We start from the raw sequence: 25023 nt of genomic DNA on the forward strand, positions 1-25023 counted from the left end.
AATCTGTTGCCAAGCTTGAACCCTATTCTCGCAACAAATGGTTGGTCTAGACCAGATTTATTTGACATCCTCTCCCAGCAACCCTATCAGGTATGCAAGGAGATTCTTTAGATCGCTCCAAAGATTTCCTGCTTCAAAGCCAGTTGACTAGAAGTCATTACTGAATCCCCCGTCACCTCGACTCCACAGGCATTTTCTATTCCCCGTTGCCCACGGGTACAAATCACTTGAGCTGCCGCAATATCTCTCGGCTTAATTGAGCCGCACTCTAAACAGTGAGATATTCTGACACTCAAATCCTTTTTCACTGTTGCCCCACAATCTGGACACTCCTGGCTAGTTCCTCTTGGATCAACCTTGCCATAATGAACATCACGCTTCCAGCACACCCAAGGAAGAATCTGGTTAGTGAATTGCCCAAGGCCAGCATCTAAGGTGTATTTACCCAAAAACCCTTTCGCCATTATGCGGAAATCCAAGTCTTCAACGAAGATGGAATCTCCTTGGTCACAAAGCTGATGGGCGGTCTTGAAATGCCAGTCCTTGCGAGTGTCGGCAATCCGTTGATGAACTCTGGCGATCTTCCTCAGCAGTTTGGACCGGTTAGTACTCCCCTTTTGCTTGGTCTTGAGTCTACGTTGCAGCAATTTCAGCTTGCGGTGCAACTCATTAAAAAAGCGAGGATGTTTGATCTGTAAGCCATCTGAAGTAGATAGAAAGTATTCCAAGCCCACATCAACTCCTACAGGATGGCCATGAAAGGGCACCTCTGGAATATCCACATCAGCCTGTAAACTCAACATGACAAAGTACCCCGATGCCTTACGGACAATACGAGCTTGTTTGACTTCGCATATCTGGGGTATATCTCTAGACCATCTCACTTTGACCCAGCCCAGTTGCGGAAGCTTGATGCCTCTTACACTGAGAGGATGCTTGAGCATCTGAGGAAATACAAAGCTTCGCAGTCGAGCTTGGTTTTTGAATCTAGGTAGACCCGATTGCTTGGTCAGCCAACGCTCCCAGGATGCATCCAGTTGTCTCAAGACTTGCTGAAGCATTTGAGCATTGACGCTTTTGAGTTCGGCAATCTCTTTCTTAGCAAGGGTTAAACGTTTGGCTTGAAGGTGATAACTAGGAAATGGCTCATCACCTGACATGATGTACTCATGCCTAAGAGAACAAGCATTCACTGAGCATTTACGAGAATTAAGCCAGTCCTTACGCTCACGCAAAGCAAAGTTCCAGACTTTTCGACACATCGTTAAGGTGTGTTCAATTTCTATAACTTGCTCAGGAGTGGGGTCTAGTTTGAATTCCCAGGTCATGTTAAGCATGCCTACATAATACTATTTACTGTGTAGATACTGCACTTAGGCTCCTGAGCTTTGCCGAAGGGTTGTTCCTTTCAGTCACAATCCGCTACACCACCAACCAAGCTTTTAGCTATGGTTGGAGTACTGCCAAGACTTTTGATAGGGGCAATCAAAGACGTTGCTTCAACTGTTCTCTCAAATGATTTTGCTGTTCTGGTGTTCCCGCTAGCAAAATAACCAGTTTGCCAATCAAGATACTGCCCCAATTCACAATGACGATGCCTTGCTGGGACTGGGAGTCGTATTCAATATCGGTCAAATCTAGCTGATGCAATGAGCGAGCAGAGGTAACAAAGGTTTGGCTGGTCCAGCTAGAGATATTGAGTTTATGAGCGATTCCCGTCGGATAGGAGGCTCCATTGAACCGTGGATTGCATTCAATGGCCAAATAGCATGGCCCTTCTTCCCGTTCTGCTACCGCCACATCAAAGGCAAAAATATCTTTCATCCCCTGCTGTCCCATCCATTGGGCCATGGGGTCAACCACGTCCCAAGGTTGATGAATCGTCGGATAGCGGTTACCACTGTGGGCACAGCCATCTAAAATTTGCTCTGAGGCAGCCAAAGGCTTTACCCCTTCAGATGTCACTTGGTACTGCAAATTCAAAAAACTCGTGGCTCTCACCTCTTCCTGGATCTGGAAAGGCATATAGTCTGGTAGTCCTTGTAATGCCGATACCAGTTGAGGCTCATCTTCACACCGAACAATCCCCACACCGTCGACCGAAATAGAGGGTTTGAGATAACAAGGATAAGGAATATCAGCGTCTAAATCGATGGCTGACTTGTCATCAAAACACAGGGTTTGGGGTACAGTCACTCCCAAGGTATGGGCCAAGTCCATAAAGTTGTTCTTGGAATTCACGTAATCAACTACGCCATACCAGTTTTGGTCGAGCTGTCGACATTGTTCAGCATAGGAACTTTCCTGATTGACCGCATCACCAAAGTAGAAAACGGACCGCTCTAGTTCGGGATTCTCAGCAATGCGACTCAGAGAAATGTCCCAAACCACCTGATGAGTATGAGGAAGACCCATTCGGCGATAGTGCTCCGTGATCGCCTGCCATTCTGATTTCAGCTCGGGGTGGAGCTGAATGACATCATCGGGTTCCGTCAGTCCTAGCACACGCCCGGAATACAGATAGTTGCCCTGCACTTGCTCATGGGTGCAGTTCATAATGTCATGATTGAAAATTTTCATACAGTTAGTTCCTCTGTTGTGTTCCGTTGGGATTGGGGTGCGATCGCACAATCAATGCGACAATCCAAAACTCCTTAAATTTGTAGGACTTATGAAGCGTAAATAGAACATTGCTCATATCAGCACTAAACAAGCTAAAGAGGTAACGAACAATTAGTTCTATAACCTATTTTGATGATTCATAAAAACAAAAAAATATGCGAAAAACGCATTGGAGTTTGCATCGGTACTTATGAAGCGATTATATGCAAGACAAGAAGATGGTTTTTAGATTTAACAAACAATAGCACAAACATTATTTATTTCATTTTTTTCAAATTTAATGATCTCTAAATAAAGCAAGGAAGATTAATTGTCTTAAAGCTTTTGAATATTTTTAATCTATGTTTTATTGGATTCAGTCAATGCCTATCATTCCTTTCTAGTAAAGGATTCTGAAGATATCTATTACCTTTTCTCTTGTAAGAAAGAGAAATTAGATTCTTTCCTTGTCATGAGCAGAGATAATCATTTTTCTGGATAATTATGCTATTTGTGCATGAGTAAATGATTTATGCATTGCTTTCTATTGATCAATAAATTTACAAGTGATTTACCAAGATTAATTAATACATAACTTTCAAAAAAAGGATTGTCAATAAGCCAACAAATTAGACTACTCTACGTAAAGAGTCTTTATAAAAAATCTTATTTTTCTAGTCACCTAATATCTTTCATAAGAAAAACCGATTTGAATTGTCATTTATAAGGCCTACCCGCTTTTTATAGATAATGAAAATATTTAATCACGACATTCAGACCAGTACCCATGAAGCCGTTGGAGGCACTCATCTTTATTCAGGTAGAGTGCTCGGACTGTCTGAGCCAGGCGATATCGTCCAAATCCATCCAGCTCTAAAATCTGAATGGCAGGCGATCTGTGATCATTATCTGCAGATTGGCTTAAGTCATTCTCAGAACGTGGTTTGGAATCTATCTCTAGAGCACTTACAAACCTGTGAAGACTATGAGCCCTCTGTCTATTTATTTGGTGATGCAGTCCATCCAAACAGTGCCCATGCTCAGCTTTATCGGGCAATGGACGCCTCCTGGTTCAAGGTGGTTGAATTCATCAACTCCAAAAACAATTTCATGCACCTGGCTCAGATGCTAAACATGGCAGTTCCCCCCACTGCTTGTTTTCATAGCTCTGATGGGATGCAATCTCTGGATGAGTTGGTCTATCCTTGCTATTTCAAACCATCCGTCTCTGACAGTGGCTTTGGTATTGTGCGCTGTACAGACCCTAGACAACTGGCAGCCACCCTACTGGAATTGGGTAATCAGATTCCCTTTCAAGTGCAAACAGAAGTTGCCACATCAACCTTTATCAACCTGCAGTATCAAATCACTGACTATGGGGTCAGACACCTATTAGCCACCGAACAAATTTTGAACGGCTGTGTGCATGGTGGTAACCGCTATCCCACCCTCCATCAACCTTGGTCACTGTTCGATCCAATGGCAGAATGGCTAGCCCAGCAAGGCATGAAAGGGTTATTCGCTTTTGATGCAGCAGTGGTCCAGACGGGCCAAACCGTAGAATATTTAGCCATCGAATGCAATCCCCGATTTAATGGGTCTTCCTATCCGACTTTGATTGCCGAAAAATTAAACATTCCCCAATGGAGTAGCGAAACCCTTGAGACTCACCATCACTCTTTAGCAGACATTGATTTGCAAGGGTTAGAGTTCAATCTCCAGACGGGAACCGGGATTATTGTGATCAACTGGGGAACCGTTCTGGTTGGCAAAGTCAGTGTTTTACTAGCAGGCACAACCCAACAACAGGTTGAGTTAAAACAGCACCTGCAACAACGCCTGGTTGATCCAAAGCAGTTATCCATCTCTAGACAAGCCCTTACTGATCGGGAACCCGCCCGAATTTAGGACTTCTTAACTCATCAAGATTTCCTTTGCATAGCACCCATGGATATGAGAGCTTTGCAGAGATTTCAGGGTGACTGTGAGAAGATAAGCAAAGTTAGCGATATATCACTCAGTCTTCTTCCTCAACAAAGCCTGTAGACTGATACTGCTGACAACCGGAAGGATGGAGTCTATGGACTGTGTTTAAGCCATTGATCCTAGGAGAGAATCAAGTTGCGATCGCACCTCACACCATAGGTCTACCTAATCCACAGAACCGTTAACGAGGACCATCCATATTGTGTTTGACTTGCCAGAATATCTAAAATTAGTGGCGGGTCTCGCATCAATCGTTAATCCTATAGGCGTTATTCCTATTTTTCTAAGCCTGACAGAGGGGCAAGGCTCTAGCCAGAGGCGGCTCATTGCCTTTCAATCTTTTATGGCTTTAAACATTATTCTGTTAGTTGCCCTCGTTGCAGGGGAAGCTATTCTGAGCTTTTTTAGTATTAGCCTACCGTCCTTCCGAGTCGCAGGCGGCTTATTAATCCTGTTAACCGCATTATCCATGTTGCGGGCTGAAACCATTGAGTCGCGTCAGCTCACAGAGACAGGCACGGTAGACCCAAATGAACCACCGACCTTACCGGATGCCCCTGTTGCTGTCGTCCCCATTGCCATTCCCCTACTCGGCGGTCCTGGTGCTATTAGCACTGTGATTGTTTATGCTCACACCCAAGAATCCATAGAACATACGATTCTGATTGGCTTGGTGATTCTGAGTGTATCTGTAATCGCCTTGGTGGGCTTACTCGTTGCCCCGCTAATGGATACTGTAATGGGTAAAACAGGCATGAACGTGATTAGTCGAGTGATGGGATTAATCATCACCGCTATTTCTATAGAGTTCATTGCCGATGGCGTCAAAGAACTCCTCCCTGGACTGGGCTAAAGAGAAAGAGTGAGCATTCATCTATAAAACTTCCCATTTCGCCTGCATCAACCCATTGAACATTGCTATTTGATTTGCAAAGTTCAAAAATTTTTAGCTGATTGTTAGAGTTTGCTAGTGATTAGGCAACACTAGGGGATGACGAGACCTAAGACACTCTGGGTCAGTAGCCACCATTGTGTCAATTCTTGCAGCCCTCTAGGCTTATATATGATTCAAAGAGCAGGACGATCCAGCCAAGAACAACTTGTAAGAATCCAGACTCTGATGGCAGGATTGCTGGATCAAGACCAAGTTGAGTCTTTAGTCGGTTGTGTCTTAACGTTTCTGCAATCTGAGCTGGACTACCCACTATTGTGGATTGCCAAGTATGACGCCAACCAATCTGAGTTAATCGGGTTGAGTGGTGGTTTACCCCAGGCAGATTCCACCGCCTTTAGTCAGCGCTATCCAGTCCTTCCAGGAGATTTGTTTGATCAAGCCTTGCTGACCCGGAATCCCATCGAGGTGATGAATCTCCAAGAAGAAGGTCGAGTCGGTAAATGGCAAAAACTGGCTCAGCGTTTTGATATTCAAGGGGCTATTCTTTACCCCATTCAATACCGGAAAGAATGTGTAGGTCTTTTATTATTAGGGTCTGCCCATTGGGGTAGAAATCCACGCACCGAAGAAAGTACTTTACTATCCCTAGTCACTCATTCCCTAGGAGCAGCCTTTAATCGATTGAGCCAGCAGGAGACAGTTGAGCCCGTTTCCATGCCATCTCAACCCCTAGCACATCTGATCAATCAGATGAATGTACTTACGGATTGGGATGAACGGGTCAATGTCGTTTTGAGAGCAGCTCAACAGGCCATCGACCCTACCTTTACTGGGTTGTACTGGTTAGATTTTGAAGAAAATAGCTGCGTCTTAAAAGTAAGCTATCAACCTGGTCAGGGAAGTCGCTTAAACCGAGCCCGACCGATTCGGGCACAAGTCCAAATGGCTGAAATTGAGCCTTTTTGCCAAGCCTTATCCCTAGGCCAGATGGTCTCTGTCAGCGAAAGCCAAGGTAGCATGAATGCCAAAGTCCCATTGCGTTTGATGCAGCAAACTAAATCCCGTGCTTTCCTCTGCGCACCGATTATGGGAAATGGGCAATTGTTGGGATTTTTGTCCGTAGAAGGGAAAGAACCTCGAGTTTGGCAAGACCAGGAAAAAAACTTTATCAAAGCTGCAGCCCAATTAATGGGGTTGTCTGCCGTTGCACCAGCTGGAGATAATCCTGTTCACATCTCCTCCCAAACCCAGACCTTGATGGGACAGTTCACTCAATTAATGGTGGAATCCAAGGACTGGCCTAAAACCCTCAAGAAGTTGTCAGAGCACCTTTGCCGACATTTACAAACCCAACGACTCTTGCTACTCAGCCAGGATGAACACACAGGTGGGTTTCGCCTCGAATATCAGTATCACAGTCCCAAGCTTCGGCCCTTGTTAGAGTCCTTACATCCCCTGAGTGATGTGGATAGGCGGATGTTAGAGCGAAACATTGGTGCGATCGCACTCTCGGATCTCGAAGAAGATTTACGATTCCTAGCTTGGAGAGAGTCACTGATCAGCCAGGGATTGCGTTCTCTATTAGTCTGCCGCACCGTCGCCAATAGTTCGACTCCCCAGACTATCCTAATATTGGGCAATCACCGAACCCGCACTTGGAAGCCCAAAGAGATCGAATTTTTACAGGAATTTGCCCAAACCCTGGGTACCTTTGAGCAAAAACAGCGAGATCATATTCTTCAGCAAGCTCAACTCAAACAATATGACCTCGCCCACAAGGGGCTACAAACCCTGTTAAAGATTGAAGATCCCACGCAACTGATCACCTCTGGCATCGAACTGATCACCCATATTTTTGATGGACCCCTTGCTGCAGGCGTATTGTGGATCCCTGGGCATAACCAAGGAAAGATTGTCTCCTACCATGCAACATCACCCGAATTTGCAATCTCAGATAGCGAACCGATTCAACTAGATCAAGATCCTCTGTTCACACAACTATTACATTCACTGGATCAACGCCCTAACCCATCTGAATCCACCCTCGAAATATCAGCAAAAAACATCGCCCCAGAGACTCGCACTTGGTTAAATGGTCCAGGGGTAGCTCAAGTCTTTGTGATTCCATTGCAATCGCCTGATTCCCCAACACCCTTGGGTGCCATCATTCTTGGGACATCTGAGACTTTCCGCTACAAGACCACTGAACTCAAGCTTATACACACCTTAGTGCAGCAGTTAGGCAGTCGGTATCGGTATCTGCGAGAAACCAACTTACTCCAACGACAATGGATGAGTTTAGAGAGTTTAACTTGGTACAAAAACCGATTTTTAGAGACAAACTTAAGCCAGCTTGCAGATTTACAAAGCCCTGAAGCATTATCGCAAGCAGAGTCCATAGAGACTCAACGCGACTCACACCAGGAAGCCATCACTTCCCTCACTACTCTACTCAAGACAGAAGATTGGCAACTCAGCCTCGCCCAAGATTCTATTCCCCTGGCTAGTATTCTGCGACGCTGCATGGAACAGATAGAACCCCTCGTTCAGTCCAGACAATTATGGACCCAAATTCATAACTTGACGTCCAATACCACCCTTACAGGAACCAGCAACAAGTTAGAACTCGTCCTCTACGAATTATTGGTAGCAGCTTGTCAGCGTTCTAAACCAGGCGATCGGATTGATATTTGGTGTCGCCTGATCAATGCTAAATGGGTTGAACTTTCTATCACCGATCATGGTGAACTCAGCCCCAAATTCATCCAAGACTTTCAAACTGCAAAGACCCGCGATTTATTATTGCCCAGCCTATTAGATAAGGGGCCGGGCCGACATCTAAACGCATGCCAATCCATCATCGAATTGCTAGGTGGCCGAATGGAAATCGCCCAGCTCGAAGACGAGAGGATTCTCAGTCGGCTGACCTTACCTCAACAGATGAAAGGGAACAGGCCTAACTGAGCCACCTTAAGCCACCTCAGAGGGTTCAGGCTGTCGCTGAGGTCGGAATTGGAAGAGAGAGTAGACAACATTACGACGAATCGCAGTCATCATATCCAAAAAGACTTCATATCCTTCGCTCTTATACTCAATCAGCGGATCTTGCTGACCATAGCCTCGAAGCCCTACAGCTTCACGCAACGCATCCATCTGCTGTAAATGCTCTCGCCAAAGCATATCAATTTGCTGCAGGATGAAGAATCGTTCTGCCTGGCGCATCAATGTTGGCTCCATCTCATTCACCTCTGACTCTTTCTGGTCATAGGCAATACGGACTTGTTCTCGCAAGAACATCTTCATCTCTGGCATGGATAGATCAGCAATATGGCTAGATTCTAGATCCTCTAGCAAGTAGACAAATTCCTTAGTCTTGTCTACCAACTGCTCCAAATTCCATTCTTCTGGAGGTAGCTCTGGATTGACATAGGCCTCAACAACGTCATCCATGGTCTGTTCAGCATATTCAATGACCCGTTCTTTCAGGTCCTCGCCTTCCAATACCCGCCGACGTTCGGCATAAATCGCTCGCCGCTGATTATTCATCACCTCGTCATATTCAAAAACTTGCTTCCGAATATCGTAGTAGTAGGTCTCAACCTTCTTTTGGGCATTTTCTAAGCTGCTCGTCAAGATTCGAGACTCAATGGGCATATCTTCTTCCACTCGGAAAGCATTCATCAAGCCCGCAACCCGATCACCCCCAAAGATACGTAGGAGATTATCTTGCAAACTCAAGAAGAACCGGGTTGAACCTGGGTCCCCCTGACGACCGGCCCGACCTCGCAACTGGTTATCAATGCGGCGAGAATCATGTCTCTCAGTACCGATTACATGGAGCCCCCCTCGTTCTACAACCTTGTCATGTTCTTTGCTAGTGAAGGCGTCATATTCTTCCAGAATCAGGTTATAGACTTCCCGTAGTTTCTGGATGACGGGATCATCTGTAGGTGCTTTCTCAGAGGCGACCGCCATTAAATCTTCAGCTTGCAGTTCAGGTAAACTCTGTTCACCATATTGCTTAACAGCTGCGTTTACGGCTGCTTTCAATAAAGATTCAGCATCCTTAGAAATAGTGGTCGGAAAGATCTCTGGGGAAACCTTCCAGGTTTTTCTCTGCATTCCCTTTTGCTGACCGTCTCCACCAAAACCCTGACTACCCGCTTCAGGAAGTTTAACCTGCATCATGGACAACGGATTATCATCTTCTGGCTGGACAATCCGGGGCATTAAATACTCTCGAACCTTAAGACGAGCCATATATTCAGCATTTCCGCCCAAGATAATATCTGTTCCGCGACCTGCCATATTCGTGGCAATTGTCACTCGACCCTCACGGCCTGCCTGAGCCACAATCTCCGATTCCCGTTCCACATTCTCTGGCTTGGCATTCAGAAGGTTATGAGGAATGCTGCGCTCTAGTAGAAGTTTTGACAAAACTTCAGACTTCTCAACACTCGTGGTTCCGACCAAGATGGGGCGTCCAACTTCGTACATTTCAGCACATTCAGTGGCAACGGCTAACCACTTGGCTTCTTCACTCTTGTAGACCACATCAGAGATATCGTGACGTTGATTAGAGCGATTAGTCGGTATGATCGTGACTTCTAACTTATAAATTTTTTTCAAATTCAGCTTCTTCTGTCTTGGCAGTACCCGTCATCCCTGCCAACTTGTCATAAAGCAAAAATAAATTCTGATAAGTAATCGTGGCTAACGTCTGTGTCTCGTTCTGGATCTCGACTTTTTCCTTCGCCTCAATCGCTTGATGAAGACCGTCACTCCATCGCCGTCCCGGCATCACCCGGCCAGTAAACTCATCGACAATGACAATTTCATCATTACGAACAATGTAATTTACGTCGTTAACAAATAGCTCTTTAGCCTTAATGGCATTGAACACATAGTGAGCCCAGGGATCTTCTGGATCGAATAGATCACTGACTCCTAAAATTTGCTCTGCCTCAACAAAGCCTTCATCCGTCAAAATAACGTTGCGAGCCTTTTCATCGACTTCATAATGCTCTTCAGGTTGTAAAGCATTCGCAACTTTAGATGCATCCAAATATTTTTCCGTTGGCCGCTCAACCTGACCCGAAATAATCAGAGGCGTTCGGGCTTCATCAATCAGAACAGAATCTACCTCGTCAATAACGCAATAGTGGAGCGGCCGCTGAACCACTTCCTCAATGGAAGTCGACATATTATCTCGAAGATAGTCAAAGCCAATCTCACTATTGGTCCCGTAGGTGATATCGCAAGCGTAATTTTTTTTGCGCTCTGTCGGCGACATGGACTGTTGAATCAGCCCCACACTCAGCCCCAAGAATCGATGGACCTGTCCCATCCATTCTGCATCTCGTCTGGCCAGGTAGTCATTCACTGTAATAGCGTGAACGCCTTTGCCAGTCAGGGCATTCAGATAGGCTGGCAAGGTTGACACTAATGTTTTACCTTCTCCGGTCTTCATCTCTGCAATTTGGCCATCATGCAGAATCATCCCGCCCAGAAGCTGCACGTCAAAGTGACGCATGCCCAACACTCGCTTGGACGCTTCTCGCACAACGGCAAAAGTTTCCGGTAAAAGATCGTCTAAGGTCTCACCATTTTTCAGGCGCTCTTTAAACTCATCTGTTTTAGCTTTTAATTCCTGATCTGAGAGAACCACTACTTCTTCTTCAAGAAGATTGATTTCAACCACATCGGGTTGGTACTTTTTGAGCTTTCGCTTATTCGGGTCGCCCAATAATGTTTTAAGCATGATTCTAGATAGTAGAGTTCAATCCAATCAGAAATATATATTTTGTCTCACCCATTTGGTAGGCTGCTGACCAACATCAAGCAAAATAGTTTGGCTAAGCATTTCAACTATTGCCGTCTACTTAAACCCTTATAGATTTGAACCTGATGAATTCGCACTTATCAAATAATGGCACGTTTATTTACGCCATATGTAATTGATCCACAAGTAGCCATGTATTATTGACCAAATTCCAGACGGGCTAGCTCGACCAATTCTACCGTTACAACATCCAAGTTTGATTCCCGAGCAATCGCTTCAATCTTTTGTCTTGCTTGGGATCTGGCAAAAAAAAGGAATGTTTTTGAGTTTTGCTTCTGCAGTTGAAGTCCATTGGAGTAGATCAGTCAAGTCAGACTCGCGCATTGTCTCCGGCACCTCTTGGGAGAATTCTTAATTCTATTTTAAATCCTAAACAACTTTAGATGTTGACCTAGCCTGTTTATCTATTTTGGTTATAAACAAAAATACCCATGAGAAAGCCCCTACCTTAACAGTAGAGGCTTTCTCGCTGATACACTCAGCTAGTCATTAAAATTACCAAAGGTAACTTAGTCAACCGCTGTAGCGTCGATATCAGGAAGAGATAGTGCGTATTCGGTCTTCCGCTCGATTCCCTTCTCGAAACCAGCAGCAGCAGCCCGGGCACGGCCGGAGTGCCAAATATGGCCAACGAAGAAGAAGAAAGCTAGGCAGAAGTGTGAAGTGGATAACCAAGAACGGGGAGAAACATAGTTCACCGAGTTAATCTCAGTTGCCACACCACCCACAGAGTTCAATGCACCCAAAGGAGCATGAGTCATGTACTCAGCTGCACGGCGAGCTTGCCAAGGCTGAATATCATTTCTGAGCTTGTTGAGATCCAAACCGTTGGGTCCACGAAGGGGCTCCAACCAAGGTCCGCGGAAATCCCAGAAACGCATGGTCTCACCACCGAAGATGATCTCACCAGAAGGAGAACGCATCAGATACTTACCAAGACCCGTAGGACCTTGAGCAGAAGCGATGTTAGCCCCCAACCGTTGGTCACGAATCAAAAAGGTCATTGCCTGAGCCTGAGAAGCTTCAGCAGCAGTAGGACCGTAGAATTCACTGGGGTAAACAGTATTGTTAAACCAGATGTAACCCACAGCAATCATTCCGCACATGTAAAGGGCGCCGATGCTGTAAGAAAGATAGGCTTCACCAGACCAAACATAGGCCCGACGAACCCAACCCCAAGGCTTAACAAGAATGTGGAAAACGCCACCGAAGATATAGTGAACACCGACGAGAAGGTGACCACCGACAACATCTTCTAGGTTGTTAACGCTAACAATCCAACCACCTTCTCCCCAAGGAGAACGAGTAATGTAACCCAGGAAAGTACCTAAGTTCCAAGTTGGGTTAGTGATAAGGCGAACGTTACCACCACCAGGTGCCCAGGGATCATAAAGACCACCAAAGAACATAGCTTTTGCTGCAAAGGCAAGAGCACCGATTCCGAGGAAGATTAAGTGAATCCCCAGAATCTGCATCATTTTCTCTTTGTCTTCCCAGTCATATCCCCAGTAATCAGAGAAATCTTCAAACTTAGCAGGGCTTCTGAAAGTGTGATAAAGGCCACCGAAACCAAGGACTGCAGAAGCAATTAGATGAAGAGCACCAATCACAAAGTAGGGATAGGTACTGATAACTTCGCCACCAGCGCCTACACCAAAACCTTCAGCAGCTAGGTGAGCAAGCAAGATGCTGCCTTGCTCATACATTGGCTTTTCAGGGATGAAGTGAGAGACTTCAAACAAAGTCATCGCACCGGCCCAGAAGGTGATCATGCCGCAATGGGCGATGTGGGCACCAGTTAACTGACCAGACAAGTTAGTTAATCGGGCATTTCCAGCCCACCAGCCATAGCCAGTGGTTGCGCGGTCATAACCAGCCGCAGATGGATTAAAGGGCGTTTCCACGTGGTAGGACCTCCTCAGGGAAGATGAAGTTTTCATGGATTTGGTCTTGGGGTGCCATCCAAGCACGAAGACCTTCGTTCAAGAGAATGTTCTTGGTGTAGAAGGTTTCGAACTCAGGGTCTTCAGCAGCCCGGATTTCCTGGCTAACAAAGTCATAAGCACGCATGTTGAGAGCGATACCGACGAGGCCAATGGCAGATGCCCATAGACCCGTTACAGGAACGAACAACATGAAAAAGTGCAACCAACGCTTGTTGGAAAAGGCAATCCCGAAAATCTGAGACCAGAATCGGTTAGCAGTGACCATGGAGTAGGTCTCTTCTGCTTGGGTTGGAGAGAACGCTGCAAATGTATTGGCGTCTTGACCGTCTTCAAACAAAGTGTTCTCAACAGTGGCTCCGTGAATGGCGCACAACAGCGCACCACCCAAAATACCTGCAACACCCATCATATGGAAGGGGTTCAGGGTTAAGTTGTGGAAACCTTGAGCAAATAACAAGAATCGGAAGATACTCGTTACACCCCAGCTAGGTGCAAAGAACCAGCTGGATTGGCCCAAAGGATACATCAAAAAGACAGATACATACACGGCAATAGGACCGCTGAAAGCAACTGCGTTATAAGGACGCACGCCGATCAGACGGGCTACTTCGAATTGACGCAGCATGAAGCCGATCAAACCGAAGACACCATGTAATGTGGTGAAGTTCCACAATCCACCCAGCTGACACCAGCGGGTGAAGTCACCTTGAGCTTCGGGGCCCCACAACAAAAGTAGGGAGTGGCCGAGGCTGTCGGCGGGTGTGGATACAGCTACGGTCAAGAAGTTAGCACCTTCTAGGTAGGAGCTAGCAAGACCGTGGGTGAACCAGGAAGTTACGAAAGTTGTGCCGGTAAACCATCCCCCAACGGATAGAAACGCACAGGGGAAAAGTAGAATACCTGACCAACCAATAAAGACGAACCGATCACGCTTCAGCCAGTCGTCGAGGACGTCAAACCATCCTCGCTCCTGGGCGCGTCCGACTGCTATGGTCATGGAAATAAACCCTCTTGATCTAACTTAAAAATTGCAAGGCCGCAAAATTTTCTTTCGAACCTTGTGAGGTTTCTCAGAAACCGGACTAAGGAATCGAGAGTTTGAGTTCTGGGAATTAATAGTGTAAATCGCCCTAGAACCTCAACCTACACCTCTTCATAACCAAATGTTATAGAGATCATTCAATAAATGTAACAGAGATTTGCCAGAAATTGTAGCGGCTACAAAGGTACTTCCACAGAGGTTTAGCCAACTTAGAAGTGAGGTTGAGTACAAAACTTTACCCACCTCAACCATCGATTTTTTGGGGGTTGGCTCACAAAATGGCTGTCTATTAACTAGGCCTTAAGAGAAGTAAAGTTATATGGAACTCTCGAAATAAAACTTCATATAGAAAGCCTACAACTTTATTAATCTCATCAAATTTCATAGATAACGCTAGTAGTGTCTGGATATGACAGTAAACGTTTTAGCCCCTTGGGAGCCTATTTCTATGTTCTTAGCAGTCCACTACAGCCTCATCAATTGTTGAGCTGAGCAGCTTATACTCATATATCAGTGCTCATCATTAGTTTAGGAATCACAAGAACTCATCCGATCATGACCACACAGAAACTATTAGATAAGCAAACTTTGCGTTACGAAGTTCTTGGGACTCGCCGGTTTAGTAACTACATGATCGCGACAATGGTTTCCATTGGAGGGGTTGGTTTCTTCTTAGCTGGTCTTTCTAGTTATTTCAAAGTCGATCTGCTACCAACAGGTAATGCTGTTGATCTCATTTTTATTCCTCAAGGCATCGCTCTTTCTTTCTACGGCACTTGTGGTTTACTACTAGCAACCTACTTATGGCTAACCATAAGCTGGAATGTCGGGGCCGGCTTTAATGAATTCAGTCAAGATGCCGGGAAATTTCGACTATTTCGTTGGGGGCGCCCAGGCAAGAACCGAAAAGTTGAGCAAACTTACCCCTTAGAGAATATCCAATCTGTCCAGATCAAAATCCGTGACGGACTTAATCCCCAACGGACTATCTATCTGAGAATCAAGGGTCGTAATGATATTCCTCTCACCCGGGCGGGGCAACCCATGGCTCTGGACAAAATTGAGAATCAAGCAGCTGAGATTGCTCGTTTCTTGGGCGTTCCTATGGAAGGTTTGTAAACCCCAAAAATTTAGTTTATTGATTCCTTATGCTTCACTCAACAAAATCTATCGGCTTATTCAGGTCATTTTGGGTGATGGTGCTCGTGTTCTTATTGATGGCATGTAGTGCTCCTTCCAATTCCTCAAGCACATCAGATACTGGGGGAGCATCACCATCTGCTTCTCCCGCATCTGAAAGCACTCAAGATGGCAATGAAACGACTTCAGTTCCAGGTTCAGAATCAACATCTCCCTTGACTCAACTACCGCAACTGCAAGGGGACGCTACAGTAGTACTGCAAGTCAATGGAAAAACAATCACTCTGGCAATTAGTGGTAAGGATGCTCCTATTACAGCAGGAAACTTTATCGATTTAGTTGATCAAAAAGTGTACGACGGTACCGCGTTTCATCGGGTTGTTCGGACCCCCTCCCCCTTTGTCGTCCAAGGAGGAGATCCACAAAGTAAGGATCCTAATTTTCCTGTACAACAGCTGGGGACTGGTAGCTATCTTGATCCCGAGACGAAGCAAGCCAGATACCTGCCATTAGAAATTTTGCCAGAAGGGGCTGAGCAAGCTGTTTACAGTAAAACGTTGAAATCTGCCGGGGAAAACAAGCCCCCAAAATTGCGACATACCCGGGGTGCAGTCGCTATGGCCCGCTCTCAATTGCCTGATTCAGCGTCTGCCCAGTTCTATTTTGCCCTTGCCGATGTAGATTTTCTGGATGGAAACTATGCTGTCTTTGGTTATGTAACCGAGGGCATGGAAGTTGTGGATCAGATCCAACAGGGTGATCGTATTGAATCTGCAAAAGTTACTGCAGGCATAGAGAATCTCAAGCGATAATTTGATGATTGTGGCTCTATGGCCATAATGGACTTCCAAATTCGATTAGCAAATTTTAGTGATAAGCATATATTGCTAAGTTTGCTGATTGCTTTCCATAAACACTTGCAGATGCCAATAGTAAGCCAAGGCAGACTGCATGCTGCATTAGAAAAGTTGATGGAAGATCCGATGTGTGATTTCACCCTGGCAGTGACCGCACATGAGTCAGGCTTGGCATATACACAAATTCGCTATTTTTACTCTTTATGGTCTCTGGGTTTAGAAGCCAAACTAGAAGATTTATACGTTGTCCCTGAAGCACAGGGACAAGGGCTAGGGTCTCAGTTATTGACCTTCTCAATTGAGCAGGCCCGACAACGACAATGTCGACTAATTGGTTTGAATACAAATGAAGGCAATATAGCCGCGAAATCTCTCTACACCCAGAATGGATTTAGCTGCCAACCCTCACGATGGCAAGGTGGACAACAACTATGGTTTGAGAAAATTTTGTAGTCTTGCATGATGACCAAAGTTGTTGTTACTGGAATGGGGTTAGTCTCAGCCCTAGCGCCTAGCCTTGAAAAGGCCTGGCAGCGGCTACTCTGTGGTGAGTCAGGGATTCAGCATTACCATCCTTTTTCAGAAATTCCTGCTCAACCTTTAGCCCTGGTAAGTTCTCAGCCTAGTCATCTTGAGGACTTATTAAAACCTGCTTTATCTGAAGCGTTAGACGATGCAGGCCTAGCGTCCCCCATTACTGATTGTGGTGTAGTGATTGGGTCTAGTCGTGGTTTTCAATTTCAATGGGAGGAGGGAGCATCTGCTTATCACACCTCTAATCCCTCTCATGGTGAAGAGAGGTCACTTTTAGCCACCCCAGAGTGTCTTGCCCGCATTTATGGTGTGTCTCCTGCCTCCATTGTTGCCCAGTCTATTGCAGCCCAAGGCCCTGTTCTGGCCCCCCGTGCTGCTTGTGCCACCGGAATTTGGGCAATTGCTCAAGGGGCCGATCTTATTCGAGCAGGTTATTGTTCACGAGTGATTGTAGGTGCTGTTGAAGCCCCCATCACACCGTTGACCCTCGCAGGGTTCAATAAAATGGGCGCTATGGCTCAATCAGGTGCCTACCCCTTCGATCAGAATCGAGAAGGGTTTGTGTTAGGAGAAGGGGCTGGGATTTTAGTTTTAGAAGAAGCGTCTGTTGCTCAAAAACGGCAGGCCAAAATATATGGTCAAATTTTGGGAGTAGGGTTAACCGTTGATGCCCACCATATAACTGCACCTGAGACTAGCAGACAAGCGGCCATAACCGCTATTCAGGATTGCCTGCAACGTAGTGGTTTAAAGGCATCTGAGATTGGCTATATCCATGCCCACGGCACGGCAACTTATTTAAATGATCAGGCCGAAGCTGTGGTGATTAAATCACTATTTCCGTCTGCAGTTGCCGTTAGCTCTACAAAAGGGGCTACAGGCCATACATTAGGTGCATCAGCAGCATTTGGGTGCATATTCAGTCTGATGGCTCTTTCTCAGAAAATACTTCCGCCTTGTGTCGGGTTGAGAGAACCAGCATTTGACCTGAATTTTGTTCGTGAACCCCATAGGCACAAAATACAGTCTGCCTTATGCTTAAGCTCTGGTTTCGGTGGACAAAACACGGTCTTAGCTTTATCTTCATGAGCATTAGTATTAAAGGCTACATTGCGGGGAATGGGTTGAGTTTTTTGCGGGGTCTCTCTATTCGGAATGAGGAGGAGGGATTGAAAATGATGGATCTCTTGGGCAATGAATTGGGCACACTGGATGCAAGCTATTTAACGGGGTTACGAGAAGTTTGTAGTTTACGATTGCTTTCTGCCCAAACTAAAACTTGCTAAGCTTCTTGTACTCTTTGCAGTAAATCTTGATTGTTTCTAAAAAGATATGTTTGAGGAAGTCAGTTCAAACCCTACCGTAGGCGTCGATGAATCCCAACAATCATCCGCATTGCCTAAGTCTCACGCCAGTATGGGGGCTGACGAGTTAATGGATGAGTTATTCCAAGATCTAGAAATGGGTCTGGATGATTCAAGCTTTGCCTTAGCAACGACCGGAGATGAGCATGTAGGACATGCGTTGCTAGAGACTAATGATCCTGGGGACGATTTATTAGTACCCTACACACCTTTAGATTCAACCTTGGCTCTGAGAGAGGATCTAGAGGCTTCCCTCAGTCTTAATTTAGCCTCCTCACAAGCATCTGCCAAACACCAGCTAACTGGAAAGCGACTACTGATGACATCAGCATGTGTCTCCCTCGTGGGTATCAGTATGTTTTGGGTTGGACGACAATTGCGGTTACAGCATGCCCCTGTTGTGGCTGCCCCTCAACTGCCAGCCATCGCACTCCCACAGGTGCCATCATCAGAAACGGTGGCATTTGCCGACTATGTCAGCCAGTCCTTGGAACGCATTAATCAAGAAACTAAAGCGGCAAAACTGGCTGCTGCCAAGGCTAGAACACAACCTAGAACGGTGGCAACTCCTCCAATTGGGGGGCTTCCTAGTTTGCCGAATGTGCCTAAGATCAGTGTTGCAAGCCCGACCACGGCTGCTCTTCCCAATAATGTTGAGCGAGTGTACGTTCCAGTCACGGAAGCTCCTGTTCCTGCAGCTGTGCCTAAACCTGCAAGTACACCGGTGATTGCTGCTGCTAAGGCCACAACCCAAGAAGATGAGTTGCCAGTTGTTAAACCCTTACCCCTAACCCCACCCAGTAATGGTGAACGGAAGTTTTTGGGGGGCACTAACTTGGGTGATCAACCTGTATTTATGGTTTCAATCAATGGCTCTACCCGCCATATTAAGTTAGGGGAATCTATTGATGAAACAGGGGCAACTTTTGTGGAATTTGACGGCGAACAAAGTGTGCTGAAGCAGGGCAATCAATTGAGATCTGTCACAGCTGGGCAATCGTTTTAGGAATCGGATTGAGTCCCTCCGTTGGGCTCAAGTCATACTTTGGAAGATGGGTTAGATCAGTGTTTGGACTATCTGCAATATCTAGGATGCCTGGGGATGTCCTAACATAGGAAACAGCTTGAAGCAGTAGACCTTCATGGCGAGGGACTGTGTCTTGCTTATTCCTAGATATTTTCAATCAACATTGATGTCTGAATTTTTAACGGTTGCCTTCTATAAATTCGTCGAGCTGCAAGATTATGCAGAGTTGAAGGCACCTCTTTTAGCCTGCTGCCAAGATAATGATGTTCAAGGCACTATTCTCTTGGCAACAGAAGGAATCAATGGTGCGATCGCAGGTCTGCCTCACAATATCCATGCAGTCTTAAATTTTTTGCGGGATGATCCACGCCTTGCCGATCTAGCCCCGAAAGAATCCTGGTCAGAGAAACAGCCTTTTTATCGAATGAAGGTCCGGCTGAAAACAGAAATCATCAAAATGGGGGTTCCAGACATTGACCCCACCCAAACCGTCGGAGAATACGTTAAGCCGGAAGATTGGAACCAACTACTCGCGGATCCAGATGTAGTAGTCATTGATGCGCGCAACGACTATGAGGTGGCCATCGGCACCTTCAACGGGGCGATCAATCCTAACACCAAAAGTTTTTCAGAGTTGCCTGAATGGCTCAAAGAACAAGCTGAATTACAGACAAAGCCGAAAGTCGCCATGTTTTGTACAGGGGGCATTCGCTGTGAAAAATCAACAGCCTTATTGCGCCATGAAGGCTTTGAACAGGTCTATCATCTGCAAGGGGGCATCCTCAGTTACTTAGAGCAGGTGCCAGAAGACGAAAGTCAGTGGCAAGGAGACTGTTTTGTCTTTGATGAGCGGGTTGCCGTCGGTCATGGCCTCAAACCCGGTCGGTATCATCTCTGCCGAGCCTGTCGCACACCGATTAGCCCGGAAGAGATGACATCGGAACAGTATGTGCCCGGCCAAAGTTGCCCCCACTGCTATGGCACCAAAACAGAAGACCAACAACGACGATTTGCTGAACGTCAGCGGCAAGTTGAGCTAGCTAAGCAACGAAACCAACGTCACATCGGGGCAGAATATGCCCGCCATCAACCGGATCCAAGCAGTTAGTTTTCATGGCAACTTATCCCATTTTGTATTCATTTCGCCGTTGCCCCTATGCTATGCGGGCTCGACTGGCTATGACTGTTAGCCAACAGATCTGTGAACTCCGGGAAGTAGTGTTGCGAGACAAACCCCAGGAAATGCTGGATGCCTCTCCCAAAGGAACGGTTCCCGTACTGGTGCAGGTAGACGGTTCCATCTTGGAAGAAAGCCTAGAGATTATGATGTGGGCCCTCAAACAACATGATCCTGACGGCTGGCTCCGTTCTAATCCAGTCCAAATGGCGAATCTGCAAACATTAGTGGCGGAATGTGATGGTCACTTTAAGCATCATCTAGACCGCTATAAGTATGCTCAGCGTTATGAGGATGCCAATGCTCAAGAACACCGAACGGAAGGCTCCAAATTCTTAGAGACGTTAAATCACCAACTCAGTAAGACCACTTATCTGTGTGATCAGCAAAGATCCTGGGCAGATATGGCGATTGCCCCCTTTGTTCGTCAATTTGCTAATACAGACAAGCCTTGGTTTGAAGCGCAACCTTGGCCCCATTTGCAGACTTGGCTAGCAGATTTTTTAGAATCAGACATCTTCTTGCAGATTATGGGCAAGTACCCTCAGTGGAAATTGGGTGAAATTGGCCCTTTGTTCCCGAATTCATAATTTTGCCAGATCGGTTCACTGTCTAATCTCGATGTCGCCACAAAAAGCCCATGCACCCTTGAATGGAAACTTTTTCGATATCAAGATACAACTTTTCACAGTTCTCAGTATTTCCTGACTTACTGTAGTGCAGGCCAACGTTACATCGGTTTTTGATTAAGAAAATTTCTGAAATCCACTGTTTCTCATTTAAGGGCAAGGTTTAGATATAAAATTCGATCAACTAAACAGGTATCGAAATTGACAAATCCACAAGTTACCTTTGCCAGGAACGTCGGGTTTAGGAAAGAATTGAGCCGACGGGTCAACGAATATTTCGCCACAAACAATATCAGGCCTCGGGATAATCCAGCAATGTATTTCAAGACGGTAGTCATTACCACTTGGACGTTGGCTGCTTGGAGCCTCATCCTCTTTGGGCCACCCAATCTTGTTATTAAGATACTGGGTTGTGTTGCCTTAGGAATGGGGGGTGGCTGGCTTCGGTATGAGCGTTGGTCATGATGCCAATCATGGTAGCTACTCTTCTAGTCCTCTTGTCAATCGGATTGTTGGCAGCTGTTACGACGTTATTGGCGTCTCTAGTTTCCTCTGGAGATTTCGCCATAATCAGTTGCATCATATCTATACCAATATCGAAGGGTATGACAACGAAATTGAGGGAGACGGTGTGGTCCGCATGTCACCCCATGCCCCCCATAAATCTCACCATCGATGGCAGCATTATTGGATTTGGTTTATTTACCCCTTTATTCCCATTTATTGGTATTTCAGGGATATCCAACGGTTTATCCTCAACACCCCTTATCAAACCAACTCCATACCTACCAAGCAACCCATCGATTACGTATCATTTTGGGTTGGCCGAGTCATTGGCGTGTCGTTTTTTATGGTCACTCCTTATTTGGTAGGCTACTCCCCTTTACAGATAGTCCTAGGTTTCTGTATCGCCTATTGGACTTACGGGGCCATTGTCTGTGAGATTTTCATGCTAGCCCATGTGATGGAGGGCATTGAATTCCCTCAGCCGGATCCAGACTCGAACCAAATTGAAGATGAATGGGCGATTTTTCAACTGAAAACGACTGCAGATTTTGCCCCTCGCAATTTTTTCTTAAATTGGTATGTGGGTGGACTCAACTTCCAAGCCGTTCATCACTTGTTTCCCCAGATCTGTCATATCCACTATCCCAAAATTGCTCCCATCGTGGCAGAAGTTTGCCAGGAATTTGATGTCGATTATATGGTTTACCCAACCTTTGCAGAAGCCATTGCCTCTAATTACAGATGGCTTAGATTGATGGCGATTGGCGAGGAAGAGGTTAGTTACCCCCAAGCAACAACATCCTCATGAGTAATACTCTTTACCGCAAGACAACTAAAGAATGAGGGGACCAAGATGGCCACAACTAAACAGCATTCAAAAAGCTGATAGAGCAAAATGCCTCCTGCCCCAATCATTCTCAATGTAAGTTAATTGGCTTAATCGACCGCGTCAACGATACCTATTGCCCTGCTGACCATTACAAGTCAGCAGGGCAATGCCGTTTTGATTAGTGAAGAAGATGGGTGGGCAATTGAGCAAACTCTTAAGATCAAGGACAAACAACCCTCTTCCTTGGATAAACGCTGGGGCTGAGATCTTCTTTTATCGACCGACACTGCTAGGTGCCAAAGTAGGGAAACGAACAATCAAAAAAGGTGCGATCGCATCATTGATTCCGTTATTGAGTGGTGGGGATTTGTGGAGTTGGTTTACCGTTCCATAAACATAACCATCCGGACCAATTGCTAGACCATCAGGCCAACTCAATTTTTGATTGTCTTGATAGAGGATCTGATATTTGCCCTCGGGGTTCGTTACACCGATGGCATTAGCCGTGATGTCCGTAATATAAATATTGCCGGCACTGTCAGCCGTAATGCCATCGCTAATGGGTTTATCACCGTAACGCTGTACTCTTTGGCTCAACTGTTGCTCGCTTAAAGATTGATTCAATACATCTGAGGTGCGGAGTCTATAGATTGACTTGCCATTCATGGCCCCAAAATAGATCCATTCGTAAGCAGGATCGATAGTGATCGGATTGACGCCGATTCTAGCTGGGGCATCTCCTAACGAAATCACTCGGCCATCAATCTTAATATCGATATCTTCGGGGATTGTAAACGGGCTCCCTTGCAGGATTCGGCGAGCTAAGCCAGACTTCAGATCAACGACAATGAAAGCGGCATCAGCTCCACCTGAGGTATCCGCAATATAACTCGCCTCATGTTTGACATCCACGGCAAAATCATTGAGAAAGGCATTTCCCGTGATGATGGGTAGGGGTAGATAAATAACCTTATGTAGCTCATTGCGCCGCGTATCCCAAGCAATGAGCCGACCTGTCGAAAAGGTGGGGCTAGGATTGTCCAAGAACCAAATATTGCCCCTACCATCTGCCTGAATTCCCAACGTATTGTTGAGGCCCGACCAATTGGGAGGATTAACCTCAGGCGCCTTCCCCCAATCTGGATTGGGGTAGATCTGCCAATTCTGTTGGTCGAGAATTTCTATGGCCCGATTCGTATTGCCATAGAAGCTATGCACACTACAAAAAATTCGTTTATCAGCTGTAACCGCAATATTGCCTACTTCTGTTCCTTGGGGGAGTTCAGCAATAATCTCTAGCTGATTAATAGGAGGTTTGGCTGTGACTCCAGGGGGAGTATGAAGATGAATACCAATTAGGCATAAACAGGTGCAGATTGCGATCGCAACTCGTCTACGAAAAAAAATCAGGTCAGGCCAATTCAACGGGAGTGCTCCAAACGCCTACTAGTGGTGATTAACGTTCAGATAGAGGTGAAAATCAAGCACTAAGTTAGGCGCTGAAGGGTTGAATTAACCTGCCATCAAACTAGAGAGCTTGAGAGCTATGAAAATATCTGTTGGCAAACCCTAGAAGTTGTCTCCATCTAGCAAATCACCAAGGCCGCCGAGCAAGGATCCTTCGCCTCGACCACCGCTCCCACTCCGTTGAGGTGCTGAGGCTAGCATTCTACCTGCCATTCTGGAGAAGGGAAGAGATTGTAACCACACATGTCCAGGTCCTGTGAGGGTGGCAAAAAATAACCCTTCACCGCCAAAGATAACCGACTTAACATTGCCCGCTTGCTGAATGTCGTAATGGACCGAATCGGTCAGGGCAACGAGACAGCCCGTATCAACATGTAAGGTTTCACCCGCTTTCAGGTCACGCTGGACCACCGTTCCCCCGGCATGGAGAAAAGTTAGGCCTGTCCCGTCTAGCTTTTGCATGATGAAGCCTTCACCGCCAAAAAGCCCTGTGAGAATCTTCTTTTGGAAATGAATACCAATTTGAACGCCTTTGGCGGCACAAAGGAAACTGTCTTTTTGGCAAATCAATCGTCCACCATAATCACTGAGTTTGGCGGCAATAATGGTGCCCGGATAGGGAGCTGCAAAAGCAACATGGGCCTTACCTTGAGGGCCACCGTGGGTAAAGACAGTCGTGAACAAACTTTCTCCAGTGACTAGGCGCTTACCCGCCCCGACTAGCTTGTCCATAAAGCCGCCTTGGGAAGCTTGGGCTGAGCCATCCCCAAAAATAGTTTCCATTTGGACCACAGCATCTTTGTACATCATGGCTCCCGCCTCAGCCACAGCGCTTTCGCCCGGATCGAGTTCGACTTCAACAAACTGCATGTCTTCGCCGAAAATTTGATAGTCGATTTCATGGGCGGCACCCGGACCTACGGGGGGAGGAGGTGGTGGAGCAGCGGCAGGGGCATCTCCCCGGAGTTCGGCCACTTGGGAAATGGGGAGCCAATCGGTAAATCCCTGTCGCCAGCAATGGCCATTGGAATTTTGTCTGGCTTGGTCAATGGCCTGCTTTTCGTCGAAAGGGCCGAGGCGATCGCTACCGTAATTGAAATACCAAATTGTCATGTCTCTAATTGCTGCTCACCAAACTACAGATATCGTTGCTCAAAGTCCACACAAGTCGTGGGAGCAA

17 protein-coding genes and 3 pseudogenes are annotated in these 25023 nt (G+C 46.2%); 12 read left to right on the forward strand and 8 right to left on the reverse strand.

From position 1 onward, the window contains the following. Nucleotides 1-107: 107 nt before the first annotated feature. Complete coding sequence (locus tag HRE53_RS03350) at nt 108-1337, reverse strand: transposase (RefSeq protein ID WP_315876225.1); 1230 nt, start codon at nt 1335-1337, stop codon at nt 108-110. A gap of 148 nt (nt 1338-1485) precedes the next feature. Continuing rightward, the gene (locus HRE53_RS03355) at nt 1486-2580 is read right to left on the reverse strand and encodes an ATP-grasp domain-containing protein (protein WP_212662215.1); all 1095 of its coding nucleotides are present in this window, start codon (nt 2578-2580) and stop codon (nt 1486-1488) included. A 771-nt stretch (nt 2581-3351) separates the two neighbouring features. Between HRE53_RS03355 and HRE53_RS03360 the strand changes: the two genes are divergently transcribed. The 3 genes from HRE53_RS03360 (at nt 3352) to HRE53_RS03370 (ending at nt 8446) form a co-directional block, all read left to right on the forward strand. After that, on the forward strand, nt 3352-4509 hold the full coding sequence (locus tag HRE53_RS03360; RefSeq protein ID WP_235109070.1) for an ATP-grasp domain-containing protein: 1158 nt from the start codon (nt 3352-3354) through the stop codon (nt 4507-4509). 280 nt (nt 4510-4789) lie between these two features. Further along, nucleotides 4790-5440: a MarC family protein gene (locus HRE53_RS03365; protein WP_212662217.1), complete on the forward strand. Its 651-nt coding sequence runs from the start codon at nt 4790-4792 to the stop codon at nt 5438-5440. A gap of 210 nt (nt 5441-5650) precedes the next feature. Beyond that, nucleotides 5651-8446: a GAF domain-containing protein gene (locus HRE53_RS03370; protein ID WP_235109071.1), complete on the forward strand. Its 2796-nt coding sequence runs from the start codon at nt 5651-5653 to the stop codon at nt 8444-8446. Nucleotides 8447-8452: 6 nt separating this feature from the next. Here the strand turns inward: HRE53_RS03370 and secA are convergent. The 4 genes and pseudogenes from secA to psbD all read right to left on the reverse strand — a co-directional run bounded on the left by secA (nt 8453) and on the right by psbD (nt 14267). Continuing rightward, nucleotides 8453-11243: pseudogene (gene secA / locus HRE53_RS03375) on the reverse strand (preprotein translocase subunit SecA). 218 nt (nt 11244-11461) lie between these two features. Further along, nucleotides 11462-11648 (reverse strand): annotated as a pseudogene (locus HRE53_RS03380) (PCP reductase family protein). Between the two features lie 185 nt (nt 11649-11833). Continuing rightward, nucleotides 11834-13228 (reverse strand): photosystem II reaction center protein CP43, encoded by a 1395-nt coding sequence (gene psbC / locus HRE53_RS03385; RefSeq protein ID WP_235109072.1) that lies wholly within the window; start codon nt 13226-13228, stop codon nt 11834-11836. Continuing rightward, nucleotides 13212-14267 carry a photosystem II D2 protein (photosystem q(a) protein) gene (gene psbD / locus HRE53_RS03390; RefSeq protein ID WP_212662221.1) on the reverse strand — a complete coding sequence of 352 codons (1056 nt, stop codon included), beginning with the start codon at nt 14265-14267 and terminating at the stop codon, nt 13212-13214. Before psbD ends, psbC begins: the two co-directional genes overlap by 17 nt. 600 nt (nt 14268-14867) lie before the next feature. Here psbD and HRE53_RS03395 point away from each other — a divergent pair. The 9 genes and pseudogenes from HRE53_RS03395 (at nt 14868) to HRE53_RS03435 (ending at nt 22355) form a co-directional block, all read left to right on the forward strand. Next, complete coding sequence (locus HRE53_RS03395) at nt 14868-15431, forward strand: photosystem I assembly protein Ycf4 (RefSeq protein WP_212662222.1); 564 nt, start codon at nt 14868-14870, stop codon at nt 15429-15431. 77 nt (nt 15432-15508) lie between these two features. Then, nucleotides 15509-16264 (forward strand): peptidylprolyl isomerase, encoded by a 756-nt coding sequence (locus HRE53_RS03400; protein ID WP_235109073.1) that lies wholly within the window; start codon nt 15509-15511, stop codon nt 16262-16264. A gap of 111 nt (nt 16265-16375) precedes the next feature. Then, a complete protein-coding gene (locus tag HRE53_RS03405) occupies nt 16376-16762 on the forward strand; it encodes a GNAT family N-acetyltransferase (protein WP_235109074.1) in 387 nt (128 codons plus the stop codon). A gap of 6 nt (nt 16763-16768) precedes the next feature. Then, nucleotides 16769-17932 (forward strand): beta-ketoacyl-ACP synthase, encoded by a 1164-nt coding sequence (locus tag HRE53_RS03410; RefSeq protein ID WP_235109075.1) that lies wholly within the window; start codon nt 16769-16771, stop codon nt 17930-17932. Next, entirely contained in the window at nt 17929-18129 is a 201-nt protein-coding gene (locus HRE53_RS03415; protein WP_235109076.1) for a hypothetical protein, read from the forward strand. Before HRE53_RS03410 ends, HRE53_RS03415 begins: the two co-directional genes overlap by 4 nt. A 46-nt stretch (nt 18130-18175) precedes the next feature. Next, a complete protein-coding gene (locus HRE53_RS03420; RefSeq protein ID WP_235109077.1) occupies nt 18176-19213 on the forward strand; it encodes a hypothetical protein in 1038 nt (345 codons plus the stop codon). Nucleotides 19214-19400: 187 nt separating this feature from the next. Next, on the forward strand, nt 19401-20342 hold the full coding sequence (locus HRE53_RS03425; protein WP_235109078.1) for a rhodanese-related sulfurtransferase: 942 nt from the start codon (nt 19401-19403) through the stop codon (nt 20340-20342). 5 nt (nt 20343-20347) lie between these two features. Then, nucleotides 20348-21001, forward strand: a complete 654-nt coding sequence (locus tag HRE53_RS03430; protein ID WP_235109079.1) for a glutathione S-transferase — start codon at nt 20348-20350, stop codon at nt 20999-21001. 354 nt (nt 21002-21355) lie between these two features. Further along, a pseudogene (locus HRE53_RS03435) lies at nt 21356-22355 on the forward strand (fatty acid desaturase family protein). A 294-nt stretch (nt 22356-22649) separates the two neighbouring features. On the opposite strand, the gene HRE53_RS03440 reads toward HRE53_RS03435, so the two are convergent. Together HRE53_RS03440 and HRE53_RS03445 are read right to left on the reverse strand one after the other, a co-directional pair. Beyond that, nucleotides 22650-23801, reverse strand: a complete 1152-nt coding sequence (locus HRE53_RS03440) for a major royal jelly family protein (protein ID WP_235109081.1) — start codon at nt 23799-23801, stop codon at nt 22650-22652. A 144-nt stretch (nt 23802-23945) separates the two neighbouring features. Continuing rightward, the gene (locus tag HRE53_RS03445) at nt 23946-24956 is read right to left on the reverse strand and encodes a TIGR00266 family protein (RefSeq protein WP_235109082.1); all 1011 of its coding nucleotides are present in this window, start codon (nt 24954-24956) and stop codon (nt 23946-23948) included. Nucleotides 24957-25023 lie beyond the last annotated feature (67 nt).

It is taken from the genome of Acaryochloris sp. 'Moss Beach', from assembly GCF_021497025.1.
Lineage (GTDB): Bacteria > Cyanobacteriota > Cyanobacteriia > Thermosynechococcales > Thermosynechococcaceae > Acaryochloris > Acaryochloris marina_A.

What these genes read in the sequence shown, in the direction of transcription:
- HRE53_RS03370 (WP_235109071.1), top strand. Translation starts at nt 5,651, where the DNA reads ATGATTCAAAGAGCAGGACGATCCAGCCAAGAACAACTTGTAAGAATC.
- HRE53_RS03395 (WP_212662222.1), top strand. Translation starts at nt 14,868, where the DNA reads ATGACCACACAGAAACTATTAGATAAGCAAACTTTGCGTTACGAAGTT.
- HRE53_RS03420 (WP_235109077.1), top strand. Translation starts at nt 18,176, where the DNA reads ATGTTTGAGGAAGTCAGTTCAAACCCTACCGTAGGCGTCGATGAATCC.
- HRE53_RS03400 (WP_235109073.1), top strand. Translation starts at nt 15,509, where the DNA reads ATGGTGCTCGTGTTCTTATTGATGGCATGTAGTGCTCCTTCCAATTCC.
- HRE53_RS03350 (WP_315876225.1), bottom strand. Translation starts at nt 1,337, where the DNA reads ATGCTTAACATGACCTGGGAATTCAAACTAGACCCCACTCCTGAGCAA.
- HRE53_RS03405 (WP_235109074.1), top strand. Translation starts at nt 16,376, where the DNA reads ATGCCAATAGTAAGCCAAGGCAGACTGCATGCTGCATTAGAAAAGTTG.
- HRE53_RS03415 (WP_235109076.1), top strand. Translation starts at nt 17,929, where the DNA reads ATGAGCATTAGTATTAAAGGCTACATTGCGGGGAATGGGTTGAGTTTT.
- HRE53_RS03410 (WP_235109075.1), top strand. Translation starts at nt 16,769, where the DNA reads ATGATGACCAAAGTTGTTGTTACTGGAATGGGGTTAGTCTCAGCCCTA.
- HRE53_RS03445 (WP_235109082.1), bottom strand. Translation starts at nt 24,956, where the DNA reads ATGACAATTTGGTATTTCAATTACGGTAGCGATCGCCTCGGCCCTTTC.
- HRE53_RS03430 (WP_235109079.1), top strand. Translation starts at nt 20,348, where the DNA reads ATGGCAACTTATCCCATTTTGTATTCATTTCGCCGTTGCCCCTATGCT.
- HRE53_RS03425 (WP_235109078.1), top strand. Translation starts at nt 19,401, where the DNA reads ATGTCTGAATTTTTAACGGTTGCCTTCTATAAATTCGTCGAGCTGCAA.
- psbD (WP_212662221.1), bottom strand. Translation starts at nt 14,267, where the DNA reads ATGACCATAGCAGTCGGACGCGCCCAGGAGCGAGGATGGTTTGACGTC.
- HRE53_RS03355 (WP_212662215.1), bottom strand. Translation starts at nt 2,580, where the DNA reads ATGAAAATTTTCAATCATGACATTATGAACTGCACCCATGAGCAAGTG.
- HRE53_RS03360 (WP_235109070.1), top strand. Translation starts at nt 3,352, where the DNA reads ATGAAAATATTTAATCACGACATTCAGACCAGTACCCATGAAGCCGTT.